Genomic DNA, 24835 nt, shown 5'->3' with positions numbered 1-24835 from the left:
TGGGCCTCGTCTCAGGCGTCGCCGGTGGGCTTGCGCTTCATCCAGCGGATGGGCTGGGCCTTGATGGGGCGCGCGGGCGCGCCGTGCTCGCGCAGCGTGGCATCGAGCGCCTTGCCCGCATCGTCGGCGAGCGCGGCCGTGCGGGCGGCGGCCACGGACAGCGCGCGTTCGGCCGGCGCGATGCCGGGCTGCACGGCAAGGTGGCCGATCAGGTGCAGCAGGTTTTCCTTGCCGCGCTCGTTGGTGCTGCCGTAGCCTTTGATGAGCCTGCCGCACAGCGCAAGCTCGTGGCCCAGCGTCCAAGTCTCGCGCGTACCGGCTTCCACGGCGGCCAACCAGCGCTCGATGAGGGCCTGCTCTTCAGCGAAGCGGCTGCCGCGCCGACGCAGCCAGCGCAGCGAAGCCAGCAGCCGCAGCGAGGCCATGCCGAGCACCGAATGGCTGCCCACCTTCAGCGGCAGCGCCCACGGCGCGAGGCCGCGCGACTGGCGGCCGCGATCCCACGCGGTGACGCGGTTGGCGAGCGACGGTGGCAGCAGCGCCGCGAATTCGGCGGCGCCGGGCTTGAAGTGGTCGTAGACCTTCACGATGTCTTCCTCGCCGGCGCGCACCTCGCGCCGAACGCGCTGCGCACGGCTGGCGCGGCCCTTGAGCGCGGCCACGCGCACGATGTCGTCGAAGGCCATCCACAGCGCGAGCCAGCGCGCGGCCTCGCGGGTGACGGCGAAGCCCCGCGCGCCGGCCGGATCGGCGGCACGCTCCGCATCGAGTACGCGGCCCAGCCGCTCGGCGTAGAGCGAGGCATAGGCGGCGTCCTGGTAGTCGAGCACGCGGGCATGGCCCAGCGCGAGCATGTCGTGCACGGCCGGCGGAAAGCGCCGTGCGAGGTCGGCGGGCAGGACGGCGGCCGGTGGCGGCGCGTCGTTGCCGTCGCCCGCCATCACGCTGTTGACGAAGGCGGCCTGCGCGCGCGGCGCATTCACAGCCTCGAAGGCCGAGGTGAAGCCGCGCAGGCTGGCTGCGGCCATCTTGCTCAGCTTCTCTGGCGCGCTGGTGTCGCCGCCGCGCACCACGTGCTCGTAGGCTTCGCGCGGGAACGGGAACAGCCCGCTGCCAGCGATGGCGCCCAGCATCACCGCGCTCACCACCGTGCCGCTTTCGCGCGCGATGGCGTTCATGTCGAACACATGGTGCTCGCGGCTGAAGGCCTTGACCACGTCGAGAAGCTGCTGCGCGTCGGCGCGGCCATCGCCGAGCTGCATGCGCTCGGCCGTCGTGAAGATGCGCGCCGACGAGCTGATGACCAGCGTGCGCTGCGGCGCGCTCATGCCGTTGCCGATCTGGCGCGCGGTCTCCAGCAGCTCCGAGGAGACGATGGCGTCCAGCGCGCCCGGCACCGGGCTCAGGCTGAACACGGGGCGCCGGCCGCCGAGCTGCGCGAGCGGCACCGGAAAGACTTCGATGTAGTAGGTGGTGGCGCCGGTGCGCTGCGCCACGCCGGGAATCGAGGTGCTCTGCGCCGCATAGCCCGCATGGCGCGCGGTGTCGACCAGCCATTCGGTGAGCACGCCGCCGCCTTCGCCGCCCAGGGCGCAGACGAGCAGGGTGATGGGGCGGGTGTGGTCCATGGTTCGGTTCATTGAGTCGCTTCTGCTCTTGTCATTTCCGGATGGCTGCTGCTCCCTATCTCCTCGGGGAGAGGGAGAAGGACGGGTCGTCATGCAGGCTGCAGCGCTCGAACGAACGCGCCGCGCAGGCCATGCAAGAGCCGCTCATGCCACTTCGGGTTCTGCACCACCTCCGCCCGGTAGAAGCTCGGGCACAGCGTGGCCGCATGCGCATTCGCGCCGCACAGGCCGCAGCCCACGCACCCGTCGATCACGGTGGCCACGGGGTCCACCTTCAGCGGATCGGGGTTGTCGCGCAGCGTGAGCGTGGGGCAGCCCGACAGGCGGATGCAGGCGTGGTCGCCGTTGCACACGTCCTCGTCCACGCCGTACTTCACGCGCACCACGCGCTCGCCTTTCTTCAGCAGGCCGGCGATCCACGGCTTGATGCGGCGCTGGCGCTCCAGCTGGCATTCGCCCTCGGCGATCACCACCTTCAGGCCGTCGAAGTCGCTGGTGAGCGCCTCGGTGAGGGTCTTGCGCATGCGCTCCACGTCGTAGGTGGTCACGGTGCGCATCCACTGCACGCCGAGGCCCTTGAGCGTGGCCTCGATGGTCTGGTTCTTGTCGACCAGGCTCTGCTGCTTGTCCTCGGCGCGTTCCTTGATCTCGTCGTCGGGCGTGGAGATGATGTCCTGCGTGCCGGTGGCGGAGGTGTAGCCGTTCTTGAAGATCAGCAGCACCGCGTCGTCGCCGTTGAAGAGCGCGCTCTGCACGCCCGTGAGCAGCCCGTTGTGCCAGAAGCCGCCGTCGCCCATGATCGAAAGCGTGCGCCGGTTCATCATCGGCGCCACGCCCGCGCGGCTCGCGAGGCTCATGCCGTAGCCGAGGATGGAGTGGCCCATCGAGAAGGGCTCGAAGGTGCCGAAGGCGTGGCAGCCGATGTCGGCGGCCACGTGCACCGGCCCGGTCTCCTGCTGCGCGAGCTTGAGCGCGGAGAACACCGGCCGCTCCGGGCAGCCGACGCAGAAGCTCGGCGGCCGGTTGGGCAGCGGCGAGTTCAGCCGGCGCGCCACGGCCTCGCGGCGCTCGCGGTTGCCCGCGAGCCAGGCCTGGGCAGAGGAGGATGCCTCGTCCGCCTCGATGTACTTCGCGGCGAAGGCGCCGATGCCGTCGGAGAGCGCCTCCACGCCGTACTCGCCCGCGGAGGGCAGCATGTCCTTGCCGTGCAGCGGCGTCTGGATGTCGCGCCGGCGCAGCAGCGTGGCGATGTCCTGCTCGATGTACTCTGGCTGGCCTTCCTCCACCACCAGCACCGCGCGCTTGCCCACGCAGAAGTCGGCGACCTGTTCGGGCACCAGCGGGTAGGTCACGTTGAGCACGAGGATCGGGATGTCCGTCTCGCCGAAGGCATCGGCCAGCCCATGCTGCTGCAGGCTGCGGATCAGCGCGTTGTAGAGCCCGCCCTGCACCACGATGCCCAGGTCGGCATGGCGCCCGCCGGGCATCAGTTCGTTGAGGCCGTGTTCGGCGATGTAGCTGCGCGCGGCCGGGATGCGTGCATCGCCCTTGAGCTTCTCGTGCCTGAAGGTGACGGGCGGATGCGCGAGGCGCATGTAGTCGAAGCCGGCAGGCTCTTCCATCAGCGCACGCGTGGAGACGGCTGGCCGCACGTTGTCCTTGCACTCGAAGCTGCCGCGCACGTGGCAGGTGCGGATGCGCAGCTCCATCAGGCAGGGCATGTTCGAGCTTTCCGAGAGGCGGAAGCCTTCCTCGACCATGCGCACCATCACGCCGAGATCGGGCCTCGGGTCGAGCAGGCACATGCTCGACTTGAGGGCGTAGGCATGCGTGCGCTCCTGGATCACGCTGGCGCCCTCGCCGTAGTCCTCGCCCACCACGATGAGCACGCCGCCGGTCACGCCCGGCGACGACAGGTTCGACAGCGCGTCGGCCGCCACGTTGGTGCCGACGATGGACTTCCACGTCACCGCACCGCGCAGCGGGTAGTGGATGGAGGCGCCGAGCATCGCCGCGGCAGAGGCCTCGTTGGAGCAGGCTTCGACGTGAACGCCCAGCTCGTCCATGTAGGCCTTGCCCTGGACCATCACGTCGAGCAGGTGCGACACGGGCGCGCCCTGGTAGCCGCCGACGTAGGCCACGCCCGACTGCAGCAGGCCCTTGGTGATCGCGAGGATGCCCTCGCCGTGGAAGGTGTCGCCCGCGCCGAGGCGCAGCATCTCCACTTCCTTGCTGAATGAAACTTCCATCTTGTCTCTGTCTCTTCTTTGTTCTGGGGCCCGATGGGGTTCTGGGGGGCCGGTGGGGAAACGGGAGTGTGGTCGGCGGTGCGCCATACCTCAATAAAATGAGGCAGCTATCCAATATGAACACGGTGCATATCGACACGGTCGACCTCAACCTGCTGCGGCTCTTCGACGCGGTCTACCGCGCGCGCAACGTGAGCCGCGCGGCCGAGGCGCTCGGCCTGACGCAGCCGGCTGCCAGCCACGGCCTGACCCGGCTGCGCCTGCTGCTGGGCGATGCGCTGTTCACCCGCACCCCCGGCGGCGTGGCGCCCACGCCGCGCGCCGACCGCCTGGCGGTGGCCGTGCAGGCGGCGCTGGCCACGCTGGAGGAGGCGCTGCACGAGCCCGACCGCTTCGAGCCGCAGGTGTCGGCGCAAGACCTTCCGCATCCACATGAGCGACATCGGCGAAGGGCGCTTCCTGCCGGCCCTGATGGCGCGGCTGCGCGAACTGTCGCCCGGCGTGCGGGTCGAGACGATGCCGCTGGCGCCCGGCGACATCGCCGCCGGCCTCGACAGCGGCAAGGTCGACTTCGCCTTCGGCTTCCTGCCCGGCGTGAAGGACACCCAGCGCGCCCAGCTGCTGAAGGACCGCTACATCGTGCTGCTGCGCAAGGACCACCCCTTCGTCAAGCGCAGGCGCAGCGGGCAGGCGCTGCTGGAGGCCCTGCAGGAGCTCGACTACGTGGCGGTGCGCACGCATGCCGAGACGCTGCGCATCCTGCAGCTGCTCAACCTGGAAGACCGGCTGCGGCTGACGACGGAGCACTTCATGGTGCTGCCGGCCATCGTGCGCGCGACCGACCTGGCGGTGGTGATGCCGCGCAACATCGCGCGCGGCTTTGCCGAGGAGGGCGGCTACGCCATCGTGGAGCCGCCCTTTCCGCTGCGCGACTTCACCGTGTCGCTGCACTGGAGCAAGCGCTTCGAGGCCGACCCGGGCAACCGCTGGCTCAGGCAGGTCATCACGGAGCTGTTCTCCGAGCGGGCGTAGCCGGCGCCCCGCCTGCCGCGGGCCGGCGAGAAAGAAACGGGCCACCGGCCAACGTTTTCCGGGAATGGACGTTGAGCGTTCATTCCCTGGTCAGGCTCGCCGTGCCACGATCCGCCCGACATGAAGAAACTCATCCCCTCATTCCTGCGACACGTGGGCCCCGGCGTCGTCACCGGTGCGGCCGACGACGACCCCTCGGGCATTGCCACCTACACCCAGGCCGGCGCCCAGTTCGGCACCGGGCTGCTGTGGACGGTGTTCCTGTCGCTGCCCTTCATGGTGGCGATCCAGCTGGTGTCGGCGCGCATCGGGCGGGTCACGGGCAAGGGCGTGGCGGCCAACCTGCGCGAGCACATGCCCCGCGGCTTGCTGATTGCGCTGGTGTCGCTGCTGGTGGTGGCCAACACCATCAACATCGCGGCCGACATCGCCGCCATGGGCGAGGCGCTGCAGCTGGTGGTGGGCGGTGGGGCGCACTTCCATTCGCTGGTGTTCGGCGTGGTGACGGTGCTGCTGCAGGTGTTCGTTCCCTACCGCAGGCTGGCCCACATCCTCAAGTGGCTCACGCTCACGCTGTTCGCCTACGTGGCGGCGGTGTTCTCGGTGCAGGTGCCCTGGGCGCAGGTGCTGCACGACCTGGTGGTGCCACGGCTCCAGTGGCGCGGGGACTACTGGATGATGATCGTGGCGCTGCTGGGCACCACCATCTCGCCGTACCTCTTCTTCTGGCAGGCGTCGCAGGAGGTGGAGGAGCTGCGGCTCAAGGGCGGCCGCAAGGGCTCCGAGCAGGAGGTGCGGCACGACCTGAAGCGGGTGCGGCTGGACACCTGGATGGGCATGACCTTCTCCAACCTGATCGCCTTCTTCGTGATGGTGGTGGGAGCGGCGGTGCTGTACGCGGCCGGAGTGCACGACGTGACCTCCGCCGCCCAGGCCGCCGAGGCGCTGCGCCCGCTGGCCGGCGACTTCGCGTTCCTGCTGTTCGCCGGCGGCATCATCGCCACCGGGCTGCTGGCCGTTCCGGTGCTCGCGTCCTCCGCCGCCTATGCGGTGGCCGAGGCCTTCGGCTGGGAAGAGGGGCTGGAGCGGCACTGGCGCGAGGCCAAGGAGTTCTACGCGATCATCGCCGTGGCCACGCTGGTGGGCACGGCGCTCGACTTCACGCCCATCGACCCCATGAAGGCGCTCTACTGGAGCGCCGTCATCAACGGCGTCGTGGCCGTGCCGATCATGGCGGCCATGATGATCCTCGTGACCCGCGAGAAGGTCATGGGCGTCTTCACCTCGGGGCCGCCGCACCCGCTGGCTGGGCTGGGGCGGCACCGCGCTGATGGGCTTCGCGGCGCTGATGATGGGGTGGGACCTGGTGCGCTGAGCCGGGGCCCGGGACGCGGCGCGTTATTCTCGGGCGCTTGCGCTTCTCGCGTCCTTCGCTTTCCCGCGTTCCCGATTGCTCCCGAATGTCCGTCCCGTCCCCTCCTTTCCCCGCATCCCGCTCCCCTTCTCGCCCCGCGCTTCCCGTCGCACCCTGACGACCTGCCGGTGCAAGCGATCCTTTCCCAGGCCGGCCCCGTGCTGGTCTTCATGGCCTGCGTGGCGCTGGCCACCTATGCGCAGAACCTCACCGGCTTCGCGTTCAGCCTGATCCTGCTCGGGCTGGTGTCGGTGCTGCACGTCGCCAGCGTGAGCGACACCGCCAATGCGGCCACCGTGCTGAGCCTGATCAACGCCTGGACGTATTTCCGCGCCCGGCCGGGCGTGGTGCCCTGGCAGCTGATGAAGCCGGCGCTCAACGGCAGCACGGTGGGCGTGATCGTCGGCCTGATGCTCCTGACCTGGCTCAGCGGCGGCGCGGTCGACTGGCTGCGCGGGCTGCTGGGCGTGTCGATCCTGGGCTGCGCGGTGCTGCTGGTGCTGCAGGCGAAGCCGCTGCCGGTGGTGTCGGGAAGCAGGAGCTTCGCCGTCATCGGCGGGCTGTCGGGCGTGCTGGGCGGGCTGTTCTCCAGCTCGGGGCCGCCCATCGTCTTCCACATGTACCGCCAGCCGCTGGACCGCGAGCTGGTGCGGCGCGCGCTGCTGCTGATGTTCGCCTTCAACTCGCTGGTGCGGCTGGTGATCGTGGTGCCCACGGGGCACTTCTCGCTGCGCTCGGCACTGCTGGCCGGCTGCGCGATGCCGGTGGTCTACGGGGTGACGCGGCTGCACCACCGACTGCCCAACAAGCTGCAGCCGCGCACGCTCAAGTGGCTGGTCGGCGGGCTGCTCGCGGTGGCGGGCTCGACGCTGGTGGCCACCGCCTGGGTGGCCATCGCGCAACGCTGAACCTTCCCCGGGGTCGTCCGAAAATCGCCGAGTGGCCCGGGAATTGCAACCCCCACGCAAGGGTTTCCCCGTACGTGGCATACCGGCCCCCACATACGCGTTATGGGCACCCGCGTATGCAAGAGGCCGGACAAGCCGCTAACGTCCATGACTGACCCACGAAGGGTCGCCCACGAGCCCTAAAAGCATGAGCACCGACAGCAGCAAGATTCAACCGATCCGCTTCTTCCATCGCGGAAAGATCGTCGACGTCACCGGCGTCCATCCGACCCGTTCCGTGCTCGACTGGCTGCGCGAGGACGCCCGCTGCACCGGCACCAAGGAAGGCTGCAACGAAGGCGACTGCGGCGCCTGCACCGTCGTCATCGGCGAGCTGGCCGCCGACCCCCAGGCCCCCGGCACCGTCGACGGCCTGAGCCTGCAGACCGTCAACGCCTGCATCCAGTTCCTGCCCACGCTTCACGGCAAGGCCCTGTTCACGGTCGAAGACCTCAAGGCGCAGGCGCAGTGCCTGCCGAAGACGCAGACCGGCAGCAACGGCAAGCACGCGGTTCACACGCTGCACCCCGTGCAGCAGGCCATGGTCGACTGCCACGGCTCCCAGTGCGGCTTCTGCACGCCCGGCTTCGTGATGTCGCTGTGGGCCAGCTACGAGCACCACCAGGCCGAAGGCACCCAGCCCACCCGCCAGCAGCTGGCCGACGAGCTCTCGGGCAACCTGTGCCGCTGCACCGGCTACCGCCCCATCCTCGACGCCGGCCAGCGCATGTTCGACCTGCCCGCCGTGCGCCTGGACACCCAACCCGTGGTCGCCGCGCTCACCGCGCTGAAGAACGAGGGCTTCGACTACGCCGCCCCGCTGGGCGCGCGCATCGACCACTTCCACGCCCCGAAGACGCTGGCCCAGCTCGCCGCCCTGCGCGAGCAGAAGCCGCGCGCGCAGCTGCTGGCCGGCTCCACCGACGTGGGCCTGTGGGTCAACAAGCAGTTCCGCGACCTGGGCGACATCATCTACGTAGGCGACGTGGCCGAGCTGAAGACCATCGAGGACCGCCCGGACAACGGTGGTGAGCTCTACATCGGCGCCGGCGCCTCGCTCGAATCCGCCTTCGCCGCGCTGGTGGACCGCGTGCCCAGCCTCGCCGAGGTCTGGCTGCGCTTCGCCTCGCCGCCGATCCGCCATGCCGGCACCATGGGCGGCAACGTGGCCAACGGCTCGCCCATCGGCGATTCGCCGCCGGTGCTGATGTCGCTCGACGCGCAGATTGAGCTGCGCCGCGGCGAAGTGGTGCGCCGGATGCCGCTGCCCGATTTCTACCTGGACTACATGAAGAACCAGCTGCAGCCGGGCGAGTTCGTTCTGGGGCTGGCCGTTCCGCATGCCGCGATGACGCGCCAGGTGCGCGCCTACAAGATCAGCAAGCGCTTCGACTGCGACATCTCGGCGCTGTGCGCGGGCTTCGCGATCGAGCTCGAGGCGGGCAGCGACACGGTGAAGGCCGTGCGCCTGGCTTTCGGCGGCATGGCCGCGACGGTCAAGCGTGCAGCGAACGCCGAGGCCGCATTGGTCGGCAAGCCGTGGACGCAGGCCAGCGTCGCCACCGCCAGGCTCGCGCTGGCGCAGGACTTCAAGCCGCTGTCGGACATGCGCGCATCGGCCGACTACCGGCTGCTGGTGGCGCAGAACCTCATCCAGCGCCTCTGGCTCGAAACGCGCGCCGAAGACGCGCTGCCGATCGAGGAAACCAGCGTCTGGAGCGTGATGCCCCACGCCGTCAACGCGGCGGCGCAAGGAGTCTGACCATGAACAAACCCATCGACGCCCGCCTGCTGCAGCCCGCCGAGGCCTTCGCCGACTACCTGGCCAACACCGCCGCGCGCATCGACGTGGGCGCCGAAGCGCTGGCGCACGAGCGCGGCATGCGCGTGGGCATCAGCCGCCCGCACGAGTCGGCCCATCTGCACGTGGCCGGAGAGGCCACCTACATCGACGACATTCCCGAGCTCGCCGGCACGCTGCATTGCGCGCTGGGGCTTTCGCCGGCGGCCAACGGGCGCGTCACGGCGATCTCGCTGGACGCCATCCGCGCGATGCCGGGCGTGGTTGCGGTCATCACGGCCGACGACATTCCGGGCACCAACGACTGCGGCTCGATCATCCACGACGACCCCATCCTGCTGCCGGTGAACGACGGCGGCGAGATCCGCTACCTCGGCCAGCCGGTGTTCGCGGTGATCGCCGAGACCCGCGACGCCGCGCGCCGCGCCGCCGCGAAGGCCAGGGACGCGCTGACCATCGAGGCGCAGCCGCCCGTGCTCACGCCGCAGGCCGCGCACGAGCGCGGCCAGTACGTGGTGCCGCCGATGCACATCGTGCGCAGCGGCGGTGCCGCCAACGAGGGCGACGAGGCGGCCGTGCGCGCTGCCATCGCCGCGGCGCCGCACCGCCACAAGGCCACCTTCGACGTGGGCGGGCAGGAGCAGTTCTACCTGGAAGGCCAGATCAGCTACGCCATTCCGAAGGAAGGCGGCGCGCTGCACATCCACTGCTCCACGCAGCATCCGAGCGAGATGCAGCACCTGGTTGCGCACGCGCTTCACTTGCAGTCGAACGAAGTGCACGTCGAATGCCGGCGCATGGGCGGCGGCTTCGGCGGCAAGGAATCGCAGTCGGCGCTCTTCGCCTGCGTGGCCGCCATCGCGGCACGCCAGCTGCAGCGCCCCGTGAAGCTGCGGCTGGACCGCGACGACGACTTCATGGTCACCGGCCGGCGCCACTGCTTCTGGTACGAGTACGAAGTGGGCTACGACGGCGAGGGCCGCATCCTCGGCGCGGAGATCGCGATGGTCTCGCGCGCTGGCCACTCGGCGGACCTCTCCGGCCCGGTGATGACCCGTGCGCTGTGCCACTTCGACAACGCCTACTGGCTGCCCAACGTGGCCATGCACGGCTTCTCGGGCAAGACCAACACGCAGAGCAACACGGCCTTCCGCGGCTTCGGCGGCCCGCAGGGCGCGATCGCCATCGAAAACATCCTGGACTCGGTGGCCCGCGCGCTGAAGCGCGATCCGCTCGATGTGCGGCGCATCAACTTCTACGGCAAGACCGAAAACAACGTCACGCCGTACCGCCAGACCGTGACGGACAACATCGTCCACGAACTCGTGGCCGACCTGGAGGCCAGCAGCGACTACCGCGCGCGGCGCGAGGATATCGCCGCCTTCAACGCGAAGAGCCCCGTGCTCAAGCGCGGGCTGGCGCTGGCGCCGCTGAAGTTCGGCATCTCCTTCAACGTGAAGCACTTCAACCAGGCCGGCGCGCTGGTGCACGTGTACACCGACGGCTCGATCCTGGTGAACCATGGCGGCACCGAGATGGGGCAGGGCCTGAATACCAAGGTGGCCCAGGTGGTGGCACACGAGCTCGGCGTGAGCTTCGAGCGCGTGCGCGTCACGGCCACCGACACGACCAAGGTGGCGAACACCTCGGCCACGGCCGCATCGACCGGCGCCGACCTCAACGGCAAGGCGGCGCAGGACGCGGCGCGCCAGATCAAAGAGCGCCTGGCCGAATGCGCGGCAGAGCGCCACGGCGGCAAGGCGAGCGAAGTGCGCTTCGCCAACGACATGGTCGAGGTCAACGGCCGCTCGCTGGCCTTCAGCACCGTGGTGGGCGAGGCCTACCTCGACCGCAAGCAGTTGTGGTCCGACGGCTTCTACGCCACCCCCGGCCTGAGCTGGGACAAGGACAGGATGCAGGGCCGCCCGTTCTACTACTACGCCTACGGCGCGGCGGTGAGCGAGGTGATCGTGGACACGCTCACCGGCGAATGGAAGCTGCTGCGCGCCGACATCCTGCACGACGCGGGCAAGTCGCTGAACCCGGCGGTGGACATCGGCCAGGTCGAGGGTGCCTTCATCCAGGGCATGGGCTGGCTCACCACCGAGGAGCTGGTGTGGCATCCTGCCGACGGCTCCAGGAACGCGGGCAAGCTCACCACGCACGCGCCCAGCACCTACAAGATCCCGACGGCCAACGACTGCCCGCCGGTGTTCAACGTGCGCCTGTTCGAGGGCCAGAACTTCGAGGACTCGATCCACCGCAGCAAGGCCGTGGGCGAGCCGCCGCTGCTGCTGCCGTTCTCGGTGTTCTTCGCGATCCGCGACGCGGTGTCTGCCGCGGGCGGGCACAGGGTCGATCCGCCGCTGAAGGCGCCGGCCACGAGCGAGTCGATCCTTCGCGCCATCTCGGCTGTCCAGTCCGCATAGTCACTCGTAGACTTTGGCGCATGTCCAAGGTCCTCCCAATGCCACACGCCCCGATCCCATTCGCGAAACACCGCGGAACCGGCTTTGCCGGGCCGCTGGTGTTGCCCCCGGTAGGGGGTTGGCGAAGCGACACGAAGTGCGCGAAGACTGGGGGGAGCCCCATGCGTGACCAGGCTCTTTTCGACAAGATCGATCTTCATCTCATCCGGGTTCTGCACACCGTGCTGACCGACCGCAGCGTCTCGCGCGCTGCCATCCGCCTTGGCATGTACCAGCCGGCGGTGTCGGCGGCGCTGAAGCGGCTGCGCGAGCTCTCGGGCGATCCGCTGCTGGTGCGCTCCGGTTCGGGCATGGTGCCCACCGATGCGGGGCTGCGCATGATCGAGCCGGCGGCCAGCATCCTTCGCGCGGCGGAGATGCTGTTCTCGGATGCCCGCGGCTTCGATCCGCAGTCGGCCGCCACCACTTTCCGCATCGCGGCCAGCGACTACATGGACCCGCTCTTCCTGCCCATGCTGGTGGCGCAGGTCAAGCGCGACGCGCCGCTGTGCCAGATCGAGATCCACGCGCTCTCGCCCGATTCGGACTACCACGGGCACCTGGCGCTCGGCCAGGTCGACCTGGTGATCGGCAACTGGCTCAAGCCGCCGGAAGACCTGCACATGGCACGGCTCTTCGGGGACGACGTGGTCTCGCTGGTGAACAAGGACCATCCGGCGGTGCGCCGCGGCTGGGACCTGGAGACCTGGCTCGCGGCCGAGCACATCGCGCCCACGCCCATGCACCCGGGCGGGCGCGGCATCATCGACCAGATGCTCGACGAGCTGGGGCGGCAGCGCAACATCACGGCGCGCTGCGCGCACTTCGGGCTGATCCCCGACATGGTGGCCTCCAGCCTGCTGGTGCTGACCACGGGGCGCCAGTACTGCGAGCGCTTCGCCTCGCGGCTGCCGCTGAAGATCCTCGAATGCCCGGTGGCGCTGCCGCGCCTCATGTACTACCAGCTCTGGCACGAACGCACCCATTCGTCGAGCTCGGCGCGCTGGCTGCGCGAATGCATCAAGGAGGTGGCGGCGTCGCTGCGGCCTCCGGTTTCGGCCATACCCGGCGGACCCGGCGCCCCCGGCACGACAGCGCGCCCGCCCGCCGCACCTGAAACCTCGGATCCCTGAGAGAACCCCGTTCGCGCCGGCGTCGTGAGCGGGGCAACGATGAAACCGCCACTACAACAGCTGGAGACAAGCGAAATGAGTACGTTTGAACAGGCGCCGAAAGGCGCCGAGCCCCGCGCGCCGGGGCATGTCGAGTCCGCGCGTCCGCGCGCGGCTGTGGGCAGCGCAAGCGGCTCGGGTCTGCTTGAACGCCTGTTCAAGCTCGATGCGCACAACACCACGGTGCGCACCGAAGTCATCGCGGGGCTGACCACCTTCCTGACGATGGCCTACATCATCTTCGTGAACCCCTCGATCCTGGGCGATGCGGGCATGCCGAAGGGCGCGGTCTTCGTGGCCACCTGCCTGATCGCGGCGCTGGGCACGCTGATCATGGGCCTGTACGCCAACTACCCGATCGCCATGGCGCCGGGCATGGGCCTGAACGCCTACTTCTCCTACGTGGTGGTGCTGGGCATGGGCTACACGTGGCAGGTGGCGCTGGGCGCGGTGTTCATCTCGGGCTGCCTGTTCCTGATCGTCACGGTCACGGGGCTGCGGGAGCTCTTCATACAGGGCATACCGCAGTCGCTGCGAACGGCGATCACGGTGGGCATCGGCATGTTCCTGGCGCTCATCGCGCTCAAGAGCGCAGGCGTGGTGGCCGCATCGCCCGCCACCTTCGTCACGCTGGGCGACCTGCACTCCGCGCCGGTAATTCTGGCGACGCTGGGCTTCCTCATCATCGTGGCGCTCGACAAGCTGAAAGTGCGCGGCGCGATCCTGATCGGGATCATCACGGTGACGGTGCTGTCGTTCTTCTTCGGCGGCAACAAGTTCCACGGCGTGTTCGACGCGCCGCCGTCCATCGCGCCCACCTTCATGCAACTGGACATCCTGGGCGCGCTCAAGGGCGGCATCCTGAACGTGGTGCTGGTGTTCTTCCTGGTCGAGATGTTCGACGCCACCGGCACGCTGATGGGCGTGGCCAAGCGCGCCGGCCTGCTGGTGCCGGGCAAGATGGAGCGCATGAACAAGGCGCTCCTGGCCGACAGCGGCGCGATCTTCGCGGGCTCGCTGCTCGGCACCTCGAGCACCACGGCCTACGTGGAAAGCGCGGCCGGCGTGCAGGCGGGCGGCCGCACCGGCCTCACGGCCGTGGTGGTGGCGCTGCTCTTCCTGGCCTGCCTGATGATCTCGCCGCTGGCGGGCTCGGTGCCCGCCTACGCCACCGCGCCGGCGCTGCTCTTCGTGGGCTGCCTGATGCTGCGCGACCTGGTCGAGCTCGACTGGGAGGACACCACCGAGGTGATCCCTGCGGCAGTGACCGCGCTGGCCATGCCCTTCACCTACTCGATCGCCAACGGCCTGGCCTTCGGCTTCATCACCTACGCCGTGCTGAAGCTGTGCACCGGGCGGGCACGGGAAGTGCATGCGATGGTCTGGGTCATCGCAGCCGTGTTCCTCTTCAAGTTCGCCTACATCGGCGGGCACTGATTGAAGCCATGAACTGAGAGCTGAGCGAAGCGCCGTCGGGCGCCGATGGTCGCGGGGACGCCATTAGACTCATGGCCGTTCCCGCTTTGTTGCTGTTGAACGAGACAAATCCACGAAACCCGGCATGACAACCCCCAGACTCCAGCTCGCGAACATCACCAAGCGGTATCCCGCGGTGGTGGCCAACAGCGACATCTCCCTGAGCGTCGCGCCCGGCGAAATCCACGCCGTGCTCGGCGAGAACGGCGCCGGCAAGTCGACCCTGATGAAGATCATCTACGGGTCGGTCAAGCCCGACGAAGGTACGGTGATGTTCGACGGCCAGGCCGTCAGCCTGCGCAACCCGCAGCAGGCGAGGGCGCTGGGCATCAGCATGGTGTTCCAGCACTTCAGCCTGTTCGACACGCTCACGGTGGCCGAGAACGTCTGGCTGGGACTGGACAAGTCGCTGCAGCTGGCCGAGGTCACGCGCAGCATCACGGCCAAGGCGAGCGAGTACGGCCTCGACATCGACCCGGCGCGGCCGGTGCACACGCTGTCGGTGGGCGAGATGCAGCGGGTGGAGATCATCCGCGCGCTGCTCACCAACCCCCGGCTGCTGATCCTCGACGAGCCGACCTCGGTGCTGACGCCGCAGGCGGTGATCAAGCTCTTCACGGTGCTGAAGAAGCTGTCTTCCGAGGGCTGCAGCATCCTCTACATCAGCCACAAGCTCCACGAGATCCAGGAACTCTGCAGCGCCTGCACCGTGCTGCGCGGCGGCAAGGTGACGGGGGTGTGCAATCCGCAGAACGAGAGCACGCAGTCGCTGTCGCGGCTGATGATCGGCAGCGAGCCGCCGCCGCTGCAGCACCGCCCGGTGCACGCGGGTGCGGTGGCGCTGCGCGTCGACGGGCTGTCGCTGGCGCGCGAGGACCAGTTCGGCGTCGATCTCGACGGCATCTCCTTCGAGGTGCGCGCGGGCGAGGTCGTCGGCATCGCGGGCGTCTCGGGCAACGGCCAGAAGGAGTTGCTCTACGCGCTTTCCGGAGAGGACGTGCGGGCCGAGGCGCCGATGGTGCGCGTGTTCGACAAGCCCGCCGGCCGGCTGCGGCCTCGGGCGCGGCGTGCGCTGGGCCTGCATTTCGTGCCGGAAGAGCGGCTGGGCCGCGGCGCAGTGCCCACGCTGGGGCTCGCGCACAACCTGCTTCTCACACGCAGCGAGGCGGTGGGCCGTGGCGGTTGGATCAGCACCGGCACGTTGGAGCTCCAGGCCAAGGCCATCATCGAGCGCTTCAAGGTCAAGGCCGGCGGACCAAGAGCGGCGGCGCGCTCGCTCTCGGGCGGCAACCTGCAGAAATTCATCGTCGGGCGAGAGATCGACGCAAAGCCGAAGCTCTTCGTCGTCTCGCAGCCGACCTGGGGCGTGGACGTGGGCGCGGCCGCGCTGATCCACGCCGAGATCCTCGCGCTGCGCGACGCGGGCTGCGCGGTGCTGGTGATCAGCGAGGAGCTCGACGAATTGTTCAACATCTGCGACCGGCTGCACGTGATCGCCAAGGGGCGGCTGTCGCCTTCCATCGACCGTGCCGCAGCGACGCTGCAGCAGATCGGCGAGTGGATGAGCGGCCTGTGGCACGGCGCCGGCAACAAGACCTCGGAGGCGGCCCATGCTTAAGCTCGAACCGCGCCCGGAGCTCTCGCGCTTCTGGAGCTATGCCTCGCCGATCCTGGCGCTGCTGATTACCGTGCTGATCGGCGTGGCGCTCTTCGCCGCGCTCGGCAAGGACCCGGTCAAGGGCCTTCTGGTGTTCTTCTACGAGCCCATCAAGAACGGCTACGCCATCGGCGAGCTGATGGTGAAGGCGACGCCGCTGCTCATCATCGCGCTGGGGCTGGCGGTGTGCTTCCGCTCCAACGTGTGGAACATCGGCGCCGAGGGGCAGTTCGTGTTCGGCGCCATCGCCGCGGGCGGCGTGGCGCTTTTGGCCGACAAGAACACGGGGCAGTGGATCGTCGTGGCGATCCTGCTGGCGGGCATCGTCGGCGGCATGGTGTGGGCGGGCATCGTCGCCTTCCTGCGCGACAGGTGCAACGCCAACGAGATCCTGGTGAGCCTGATGCTGGTCTACGTGGCCACGCTGCTGCTGGGCTACATGGTCTACGGGCCGTGGAAGGACCCGTACGGCTACAACTTCCCGCAGACCAAGACCTTCGAAGCGGTCACGCAGATCCCACGCCTGTTCAAGGGCTCGCGCGTGAGCATCGGGCTGGTGATTGCGCTGGTGGGGGCGGGGGCGCTGTGGGTGTTCCTGTTCCGCACGCGCGCGGGCTTCGCGCAGCAGGTCGGCGGGCTGGCTCCGGCGGCCTCGCGCTACGCCGGCTTCTCGGCGCGGCGCGCGGTGTGGGTCGCGCTGCTGACCTCGGGCGCCGCCGCCGGCCTGGCCGGTGCGCTCGAAGTGGCCGGGCCGCTCGGCCAGCTCACGCCCTACGTGCCGGCGGGCTACGGCTTCGCGGCCATCATCGTGGCCTTCGTCGGGCGGTTGCATCCGGTGGGCATGATCTTCTCGGCCATCCTGATGAGCATGTTCTACATCGGCGGCGAACTCGCGCAATCGCGCCTGGGGCTGCCGAAGTCGCTCACCGGCGTGTTCCAGGGGCTGCTGCTCTTCACGCTGCTGGCCTGCGACACGCTGATCGCCTACCGCATCCGGCGCAAGGCGGCTGCGAAGGCCGCCTCTTCCATGACCACCGCCTCGCTGCAGGCGAGCACGCCCATTACCGCACCCGTCGCGCGTGCCACCGAAGGGAGCAACTGACCATGGAAAGCTACGCACTCCTGCTGGGTTCAACCCTGAGCGCGGGCACCGTGCTCGCCATCGCGGCGCTGGGCCTGCTCATCAACGAGAAGGCCGGCATCGTCAACCTCGGCGCCGAGGGCATGATGCTGTGCGCCGCCATCGCGGGCTTCGCGACGGTCGTCACCACGCACAACCCCTGGCTCGGCTTTCTCGCGGGCATGGCGGCGGGCGCCTTGCTCGCGGCCTTCTTCGGTGTGCTGGTGATCTGGCTCAACACCAACCAGTACGCGACAGGGCTTGCGCTGAGCCTCTTCGGCGTGGGCTTCTCGGCCTTCGCGGGCATCAGCTTCGTGCAGGCCAAGCTGCCGGAAAGCGCCTCGTACGCCATCCCGGTGCTGGGCGACCTGCCGCTGGTCGGGCCAGCGCTGTTCCGCCATCACCCGATGGTGTATTTCGCGGTGGTGCTGACCTTCGGGCTGATCTGGTTCCTTTACCGCACGCGTGCGGGGCTGGTGCTGCGCTCGGTGGGCGAGTCGCCGGAGTCGGCGCATGCGCTGGGTTATCCGGTGCGGCGCATCCGCTTCATGGCGGTGATCGCGGGCGGCGCGCTGTGCGGGCTGGCGGGCGCGTATCTCTCGACGGTGTACACGCCGCTGTGGGTCGAGGGCATGGTGGCCGGTCGAGGCTGGATCGCGCTGGCGCTCACCACCTTCGCCACCTGGCGGCCGGTGCGCGTGCTGCTGGGCGCCTACCTGTTCGGCGGGGTGTCGATGCTGGGCTTTCACCTGCAGAGCAGCGGCGTCGACGTGCCGGCGCAGTTCCTCAGCATGCTGCAGTACATCGCGCCGATCGTGGTGCTGGCGTTGATCTCGCGCAACCCTGCCTTCATCCGCGCCAACATGCCGGCTTCCATCGGGAAACCGTTCTACCCCGGCTCATAATCGCGTTTTTCGTTTTCCCGCCAACCTGTCCTTTTGAGGATTTCCGACAATGAATGATCTGAACAAGCGCTCCCTGCTCAAGCTGGCCGCCCTCACGGCGGTCGCTTCGGCGGCCCTGATCGGCTGCGGCAAGAAAGAAGAAGCGGCGGCTCCCGCGGCTGCACCCGCGCCGGCCCCGGCACCCGCCGCAGCGGCTCCGGCCCCGGCAGCGCCGCTGAACATCGCATTCGCATACGTCGGCCCGGTTGGCGACGGCGGCTGGACCTTCGCGCACGACAACGCCCGCAAGGCGCTCGAGAAGGAATTCGGCGACAAGATCAAGACCACCTTCGTCGAGAGCGTGCCCGAGGGCGCGGACGCCGAGCGCGTGTTCCGCGACATGGTCGGCCAGGGCAACAAGCTGATCTTCGGCACCACCTTCGGCTACATGGAGCCCATGCTGAAGGTCGCGGCCGACAACAAGGAAGTGAAGTTCGAGCACGCCACCGGCTACAAGACCTCGGACAACATGCGCACCTACGACAGCCGCACGTACGAGGGCGCGTACATGGCCGGCATCATTGCCGGCGCCATGACCAAGAGCAACACGCTGGGCGTGGTCGGCTCGGTGCCTATTCCCGAAGTGCTGCGCAACATCAACAGCTTCACGCTGGGCGCGCAGTCGGTGAACCCGAAGATCACGACCAAGGTCGTGTGGGTGAACGAGTGGTTCAGCCCGCCGAAGGAAACCGAGGCCGCCACCGCCCTCATCAACGGCGGCGCCGACGTGCTGTTCCAGAACACCGACTCGCCGGCCGTGCTCAAGACCGCGCAGGAAAAGGGCAAGCGCGCCTTCGGCTGGGATTCCGACATGACCGCCTACGGTCCCAAGGCCCACCTGGCCTCGGCCACCATCAACTGGGCGCCGTACTACATCAAGGCCACCCAGGAAGCCCTGGACGGCAAGTGGGCCACCGGCCAGGCCTGGTGGGGCGTGAAGGAAGGCGCGATCGACCTCGTGTCCGTCGCCGAGGACGTGCCGGCCGAGACCAAGGCCAAGGTCGAGGAAGTGAAGAAGGGCCTGAAGGACGGCAGCTTCGCGATCTGGAAGGGCCCGATCCTCGGCCAGGACGGCAAGGAAGTGGTCGCCAAGGACGCAGTGGCCGACGACAAGTTCCTGTCGGGCGTGAACTTCTACGTCAAGGGCGTCGAAGGCAAGGTGCCCGGCGGCGACAAGAAATAAGCTCGCCTCCAGGCTGCGCGCACTTCGTGTCGCTGCGCCAAACGCCCTACCGGGGGCGACACCTGCGGCCCGGCGAAGCCGGTTCCGGCGGTGTTCCCGAATGGGGTTCGCTCTGTGACGTAGTTCACGCATATACACCGAAAAGTTCTAACAGCCCGCACGTGTTGCGGGTTTTCTTTTTTGAGGGGTTACCTACCTGAAACCTCTTGGTCTCCGCTAAAGTAACAATTAGTGTCACTATTACGTACCGTCGCAGGGCGGAACGCGACCGTGGCGAGTCCCGGAGGACCATCGAAGCTCCATCACGACGAGACTGAAATGCAGGACGCAGTCACCAATCCCACGCCCCCGGCGTTGCAGCCGAATCCGACCGATCCGCTGGAGATTCCCGGTTACGAGTTGCTGGAGGAGCTGGGTGCCGGCGGCTACGGCACGGTGTATCGCGCACTGCAGAAGAGCACGGGCACCGTGGTCGCGATCAAGGTCGTGAAGCTGCAGGTGGGAAGCCAGCGCGTGGCGCGCTTCCATCGCGAGACGAAACTGTGCGCCTCGCTGCACCACCCGCACATCGTGCAGCTGCTCGACAAGGGCGAGCAGGGCCCCTGCGTCTACGGCGTCTTCGAATATGTGCCGGGCGAGACGCTCACCAGCCTGATCCGCCGCAAGGGTTCGCTCACCGCCACCGAGACAGGGCACCTGATGGCCGAGGTGCTCGACGCGCTCGACTGCGCGCACAGCGCCGGCATCGTGCACCGCGACCTGAAGCCCGACAACGTGATGGTCACCTTCACCGGTGCCGTGCCGCACGCGAAGGTGCTGGACTTCGGCATCGGCACCGTCATTCCGTCGAACCGCGGCGACGAGTTCCCCACGCTCACGATGACCGACGAGGCCCTGGGCACGCCGGCCTACAGCGCGCCCGAGCAGCTGCGCGGCGAGCCGCCCGGCGTGAAGTCGGACCTGTACGCATGGGGCCTGATGTTCATCGAGTGCCTCACCGGCGCGCCCGCCATCCGCGGCGCCTCGGCGGCCGAGATCCTTCACCAGCAGCTGAGCCCGCAGGAGGTGCCGCTGCCCGCCGAGATCGCCAGCCACCCGGTGGCTTCCGTGCTGCGGCAGGCGCTGCGCAAGAAGGCCGCCGACCGCAGCGATTCCGCCGCCACCTTGCTGGCCGAGCTCGGCCGTCTGCGGCTGGACGACCTCGTGGGCGTGCTGCGCTCGGCCAAGCAGGCGCAGGACGAAGCGCTGGCGCAGACCGTCATCACCACGCGCGGCTTCTCCGAGAAGCGCCAACTCACCGTGCTGTGCTGCAGCGTCTCGGTGTGGCCCGACGCTGCGGACGACGAGAGCGCCGACGAGGCCTTGCCCTCCGACATCGAGAACCTCGAACTGCTCCAGCGCAACGAGCTGGCCCTGTTCTCCGAGACCGCCACCCGCCGCGGCGGCCTGCTCGCGGGCACGCTGGGCGACCGGATGATCGTGCTCTTCGGCTATCCGCACGCCAGCGACACCGACGCGCGCCAGGCCGGACGCACGGCCATGGAGCTGATCGCGCTGAGCCGCCAGCGCTCCGCCGCCATCGAGCAGGAGCACGGCGTGCACCTCGGTATCCGCATGGGCATGCACACCGGCATGGCGATCGTCGCGGCCGGCGAGATCCCGTCGGGCCATGCCGTCAACGTCGCGGTGCGGCTCGAAGGCGTGGCCGACACCGGCACGCTGCTGGCGAGCGAGAGCAGCTACCGCCTGCTGAGCCGCCACGCGAGCTTCGACAAGGCCGGCACGGTGACGCTGCCGGGCCAGTCCGGCGGCGTCCAGACCTATCGCCTCGGCGGCGAGCAGCAGGCGCTGGCCTCAGACGGCTTCGCCGAGCAGGCGCTGCACAAGGCCTGCATCGGCCGCGAGGCCGAGCTGCAGCAACTGAGCACGGCCTGGACCCGGGCCCGCGAAGGACAGGGCGGCGCGGTGTGGATCCGCGGCGAGCCGGGGATCGGCAAGTCGTGCCTGGCCGACGTGCTGCGCGAGCAGGTCGCCAAGGAAGGGCTGCAGACCGTCGTCGCGCAGTGCCAGCCCGAGAACCAGAACAACGCGCTGACGCCGTTCCTCGCGCTGCTGCGCCAGCGGCTCGACGCCATGCCCGACGCCGCCTCGCCCGAGGCGCGCCGCGAGCGCCTGCGCGAGGCCCTGCAGGCCGCCGGCTGCGACGGCGAGGCCGTGCTGCCGATCTTCTGCGCGTGGCTGTCGCTGCCGCTGGGCGACCGCGCGCCGAGCCAGATGTCGCCGCCGATGCAGAAGGCGCTGCTGCTGCAGTCGATCGCGCAGTGGCTGCTGCACATGGCCGAGTCGGCTGCGGTGTTGCTGCTGCTGGAGGACGTGCACTGGGCCGACCCCACGACCATCGAATTCGTCGAGCAGCTCATTGCCCAGCTGCCGCAGCGTCGCGTGCTGCTGGTGCTCACCGCGCGCCCCGAATGGGCGAAGCCCGACGCCATGCAGGCCGAGTGCATCGAGGTGCGCCGGCTCGAGGACGCGCAGGCCGCCGAGCTGGCGCGGCAGGCGCTGGCGCCGCGCGTCGCCGCGCCGCAGGTGATCGACAACGTGGTGCAGCGCACCGACGGCGTGCCGCTGTTCATCCAGGAAATGGCGCGCATGATGCTCGACGCCTACCTGGTTGAGAAGGACGGCATCTGGGTCTTCAAGGACACGGCCCAGCCTGCCGCGATTCCGGTCACGCTGCGGGACTCGCTGGTGAGCCGCTTCGACCGGCTCGGCCCCGTCAAGGGCCTGCTGCAGCTCGCCGCCACCATCGGGCGCCAGTTCGATGCCGAGCTGCTGTGCGCCTGTTCGGGCAAGAGCGCCGAGGCGATGGACAAGGACATGGCCGTGCTGCTCGACGCGGGCCTGGTCGCGCCGGCCGGGCAGCCGGGCAGCTTCATCTTCCGCCACGCGCTGATCCGCGACACCGCCTACGAAAGCATGCTGGTCGCGCAGCGCCGGCAGCTGCACCGCAACGTCGCGCAGACGCTGATGGACAGCCAGCCGCAGCACGTGGCGAGCGAGCCCGGCAGCGTGGCCCAGCACTGGGCCGATGCGGGCGAGTACGCGCAGGCGGTGGCGCTGGCGGTGCGCCAGCTGCGCATCACGCAGCACCGCTCGCTCAACGACGAAACGATTTCCTACGCCCAGCACATCGACGGCTGGATGGCGCACCTGGAAGGCGAGGCGCAGCGCGAGGCGCGGCTGGACGTGAACAGCTACGTCACGCAGGCCATGATGAACAAGTACGGCTGGGCGCATGCGCAGGTGGTCGACCGCATCGCGCTGTCGCAGGAGCTGCTGTCCGACCAGGTGCCGCGCGAGAAGCAGGTGCAGCACCTGTGGACGCTGATCACCTTCCACCACGTGGCCAGCAACCGCGCCGAAGTGCAGCAGCTGAGCAACCGCCTGCTCGACCAGGCCGTGCAGCACCAGGACCAGGGCGTGTTCGTCGCGGCGCAGACCTACCTCGGGCTCGCGCACTATTCCGACGGCGACTTCGAGCGCGCCGAGCAGTCGCTGAGCGACGCGGTCGAGCGCTACAACCCCGAGGCCCATGCGCACCATGCGGCCGACTTCGGCTTCGACACCCGCGTGTGGGCGACCACCGGCCGCGCGCTGGTGCGCTGGTTCGCGGGCCATGACGCGGCCGCGCGCGCCGACGCGACAAATGCCGTGCGCTGGGCCCGCGAGATGTCGCACATCCCGTCGCTGAGCATGGCGCTGCTCTACCAGAGCCTGGGCCACCAGGGCCGCAACGACAAGGCGCGCGCGCTGGTGAGCACCGGCGAGCTGCTGGGCATCACGCAGCGCTACGGCCTGCCGGCGTTCCAGGGCTACGCGGAGATCATCCGCTGCTGGGCCACCGGCGACGTCGCCAACATCGCGCAGGCCGATGCCTGGATCCAGGCGCTGTGGGGCATGGGCTGCCGCTATTGCCAGACCTATTACCGCGCCTTCGCCGCCGACACGCTGGCCGCCAACGGCCGCTGGGACGAGGCGCTGGAGCGCATCGACGAATCGCTGCGCATGACCGACGAGCTCAAGGAAGGGCTCTACCGCTCCGAGCTGCACCTGCAGAAGGCCCGCTACCTGCAGGCCGCCGGCGGCGATCGCGAGGCGGTGGCCGCGTGCTTCTCGAAAGCCGCCGAAGTGGCGCGCGAAGGCGCCAAGCACAGAACCGAATACGAGGCCCTGGCGGCGTTGCAGGCACTGGCGGATTCCGCCTCGCCCGACGTGGCCGCGCGCCTGAAGGATCTGGCCGCTCTGCGGCCGGAATTGCCCGCGCGCATGTTCCCGCATGCGCCCATTTCCTCTTGAAACAAGGATGAAGTAATCATGACCTCCCCAGTCCAAAGCGGCGATCCGTTGCTCGAGTTCCGTCTTGCCTACCTGCGCGCCATCGCCCGCTCGTGGCAGGAGGACGCCTACCGCGCCAAGCTGCTCGACCAGCAGGACATCCAGCCCATGCTGCATGCCGACTTTGGCCTGCCGACGCTATGGCCCCTGCTCGACGTGTCGCTGTTCCTGAGCCCCGATCCGGCCCAGCGCGCCGAATGGAAGCCGATGCTCACCTCGGGCTGGGTCGGCCCCGACGACTCCTTCGTCATCGTGCTGCCGCAGGCACCGTCGTCGAACGCCACGGAAGCCCTGGCCGCCTACTACCAGCTGTTCCCGAACTTCATGGGCGCCCCCGCGGCGTTCGAACCGCCTCCCGGCATCGTGGGCGGCGCGCTGCCCACGGGCCTGGGCATTCCGGGCGGCGGCGACGGCTCGCTGCTGGCTTTCGGCGGCGTGGTGCTGCGCGCGATCGCCATCGCATGGCAATCGCCCGAGCTGCTCTATCAGCTGACGCGCGACCCCGACGTAGACAAGGCGAACGTGCTGAGCCAATGGCTGGGCTACAACAACCCGTTCAACTTCAAGATCCTGTTCACCACCAACTCGGCCCTCACCTGGGACGCAGCGAAGGGCGAATGGAACCTGAAGAACGCCGACGGCTCGCTCATCAAGAACGCCATCCGCCTGAACTACCCGACGGCGCCGGTGGAAGAGAGCATGCGCGCCGTCGCGCTCACCTCGTACAACAACACGGGCGACCCCTATCCGTTCACCTGCTGAGTCCGCGACAGGGCAGGGGCCGGCCGCAGGCGCGCTGCAGGGCGCCACGGCCACGCTCCTGCTGACGCTGGCCGCGCGCGCCAATTCCGGCGCCGTGGCCGACGCGTCGGTGTTCTCCGATCCCGAGGCACGACGCATCGCCGCGTCGCTGCCCTTCGACATCTCCGCCTATGCGGCGGACGAGGCTTTCGTCAGGAGCATCGTCCTGCGCGCCGCCTTGTTCGACCGTTTCGCGGCCGAATTCCTTTCCGCCCATCCGGAGGCCCTGTGCCTCTCGCTGGGCGCGGGCCTGTGCACGCGGCGCAGCCGGCTAGCCCCCGCCCTGGTGGCGCGCTCGCGCTGGCTCAACATCGACCTGCCCGAGGCCATCGAGCTGCGCGAACGCCACATCGCGCGCGGCGAAGAAGAGAGCGAGCTCGCATGCTCCGTTCTCGATCCGAGCTGGCTCGACGCCGCCGGCCTGCCCGGCGAACGCCCGGTGCTCGCGATGCTGGAGGGCGTGTGTCCCTACCTGCCGCAGGCCCCGCTGGAAGCCCTGCTGCGCAGCCTCGCCGGGCGCTTCGAGCATGCGAAGGCCCCGTGCGTCC

At 69.1% G+C, this 24835-nt stretch carries 13 protein-coding genes and 3 pseudogenes; 14 read left to right on the top strand and 2 right to left on the bottom strand.

Annotation, left to right across the window (positions count from 1 at the left end; translation table 11 throughout):
* Positions 1-11: 11 nt before the first annotated feature.
* Together ACHMXA_RS25320 and ACHMXA_RS25315 are read right to left on the bottom strand one after the other, a co-directional pair.
* Positions 12-1628: an indolepyruvate oxidoreductase subunit beta family protein gene (locus ACHMXA_RS25320; RefSeq protein ID WP_395321373.1), complete on the bottom strand. Its 1617-nt coding sequence runs from the start codon at positions 1626-1628 to the stop codon at positions 12-14.
* A gap of 89 nt (positions 1629-1717) precedes the next feature.
* On the bottom strand, positions 1718-3877 hold the full coding sequence (locus tag ACHMXA_RS25315; protein WP_395316782.1) for a thiamine pyrophosphate-dependent enzyme: 2160 nt from the start codon (positions 3875-3877) through the stop codon (positions 1718-1720).
* A 116-nt stretch (positions 3878-3993) separates the two neighbouring features.
* Here ACHMXA_RS25315 and ACHMXA_RS25310 point away from each other — a divergent pair.
* The 14 genes and pseudogenes from ACHMXA_RS25310 to ACHMXA_RS25245 form a co-directional block, all read left to right on the top strand.
* Positions 3994-4909 (top strand): annotated as a pseudogene (locus ACHMXA_RS25310) (LysR family transcriptional regulator).
* A gap of 120 nt (positions 4910-5029) precedes the next feature.
* Positions 5030-6284: pseudogene (locus tag ACHMXA_RS25305) on the top strand (NRAMP family divalent metal transporter).
* A 209-nt stretch (positions 6285-6493) separates the two neighbouring features.
* Complete coding sequence (locus ACHMXA_RS25300) at positions 6494-7231, top strand: TSUP family transporter (protein WP_395321371.1); 738 nt, start codon at positions 6494-6496, stop codon at positions 7229-7231.
* A 187-nt stretch (positions 7232-7418) separates the two neighbouring features.
* Complete coding sequence (xdhA, locus tag ACHMXA_RS25295; RefSeq protein WP_395316781.1) at positions 7419-9032, top strand: xanthine dehydrogenase small subunit; 1614 nt, start codon at positions 7419-7421, stop codon at positions 9030-9032.
* Positions 9033-9034: 2 nt separating this feature from the next.
* The gene (gene xdhB, locus ACHMXA_RS25290; RefSeq protein WP_395316780.1) at positions 9035-11500 is read left to right on the top strand and encodes a xanthine dehydrogenase molybdopterin binding subunit; all 2466 of its coding nucleotides are present in this window, start codon (positions 9035-9037) and stop codon (positions 11498-11500) included.
* A 161-nt stretch (positions 11501-11661) separates the two neighbouring features.
* The gene (locus ACHMXA_RS25285) at positions 11662-12672 is read left to right on the top strand and encodes a LysR family transcriptional regulator (RefSeq protein ID WP_395316779.1); all 1011 of its coding nucleotides are present in this window, start codon (positions 11662-11664) and stop codon (positions 12670-12672) included.
* Positions 12673-12747: 75 nt separating this feature from the next.
* Positions 12748-14148, top strand: coding sequence for an NCS2 family permease (locus ACHMXA_RS25280; protein ID WP_126024316.1), 1401 nt, complete (start codon positions 12748-12750; stop codon positions 14146-14148).
* A 124-nt stretch (positions 14149-14272) separates the two neighbouring features.
* Positions 14273-15805 (top strand): ABC transporter ATP-binding protein, encoded by a 1533-nt coding sequence (locus tag ACHMXA_RS25275; protein WP_395316778.1) that lies wholly within the window; start codon positions 14273-14275, stop codon positions 15803-15805.
* Entirely contained in the window at positions 15798-16946 is a 1149-nt protein-coding gene (locus ACHMXA_RS25270) for an ABC transporter permease (RefSeq protein ID WP_395316777.1), read from the top strand. The genes ACHMXA_RS25275 and ACHMXA_RS25270 overlap by 8 nt, the downstream gene beginning before the upstream one ends.
* A gap of 2 nt (positions 16947-16948) precedes the next feature.
* On the top strand, positions 16949-17869 hold the full coding sequence (locus ACHMXA_RS25265; protein ID WP_395316776.1) for an ABC transporter permease: 921 nt from the start codon (positions 16949-16951) through the stop codon (positions 17867-17869).
* A 49-nt stretch (positions 17870-17918) separates the two neighbouring features.
* The gene (locus ACHMXA_RS25260; protein WP_395316775.1) at positions 17919-19091 is read left to right on the top strand and encodes a BMP family ABC transporter substrate-binding protein; all 1173 of its coding nucleotides are present in this window, start codon (positions 17919-17921) and stop codon (positions 19089-19091) included.
* 318 nt (positions 19092-19409) lie between these two features.
* On the top strand, positions 19410-23447 hold the full coding sequence (locus tag ACHMXA_RS25255; RefSeq protein ID WP_395316773.1) for a TOMM system kinase/cyclase fusion protein: 4038 nt from the start codon (positions 19410-19412) through the stop codon (positions 23445-23447).
* 18 nt (positions 23448-23465) lie between these two features.
* Positions 23466-24248, top strand: a complete 783-nt coding sequence (locus ACHMXA_RS25250; RefSeq protein WP_395316771.1) for a BMA_0021/BMA_0022 family TOMM bacteriocin — start codon at positions 23466-23468, stop codon at positions 24246-24248.
* 94 nt (positions 24249-24342) lie between these two features.
* Positions 24343-24738: pseudogene (locus ACHMXA_RS25245) on the top strand (class I SAM-dependent methyltransferase); the annotation flags it as partial.
* Positions 24739-24835: the final 97 nt, after the last annotated feature.

Origin of the sequence: Variovorax sp. UC74_104, assembly GCF_044055375.1 — a bacterium.
GTDB lineage: Bacteria > Pseudomonadota > Gammaproteobacteria > Burkholderiales > Burkholderiaceae_C > Variovorax.
This window is presented reverse-complemented; position numbering and strand designations above follow the sequence as displayed.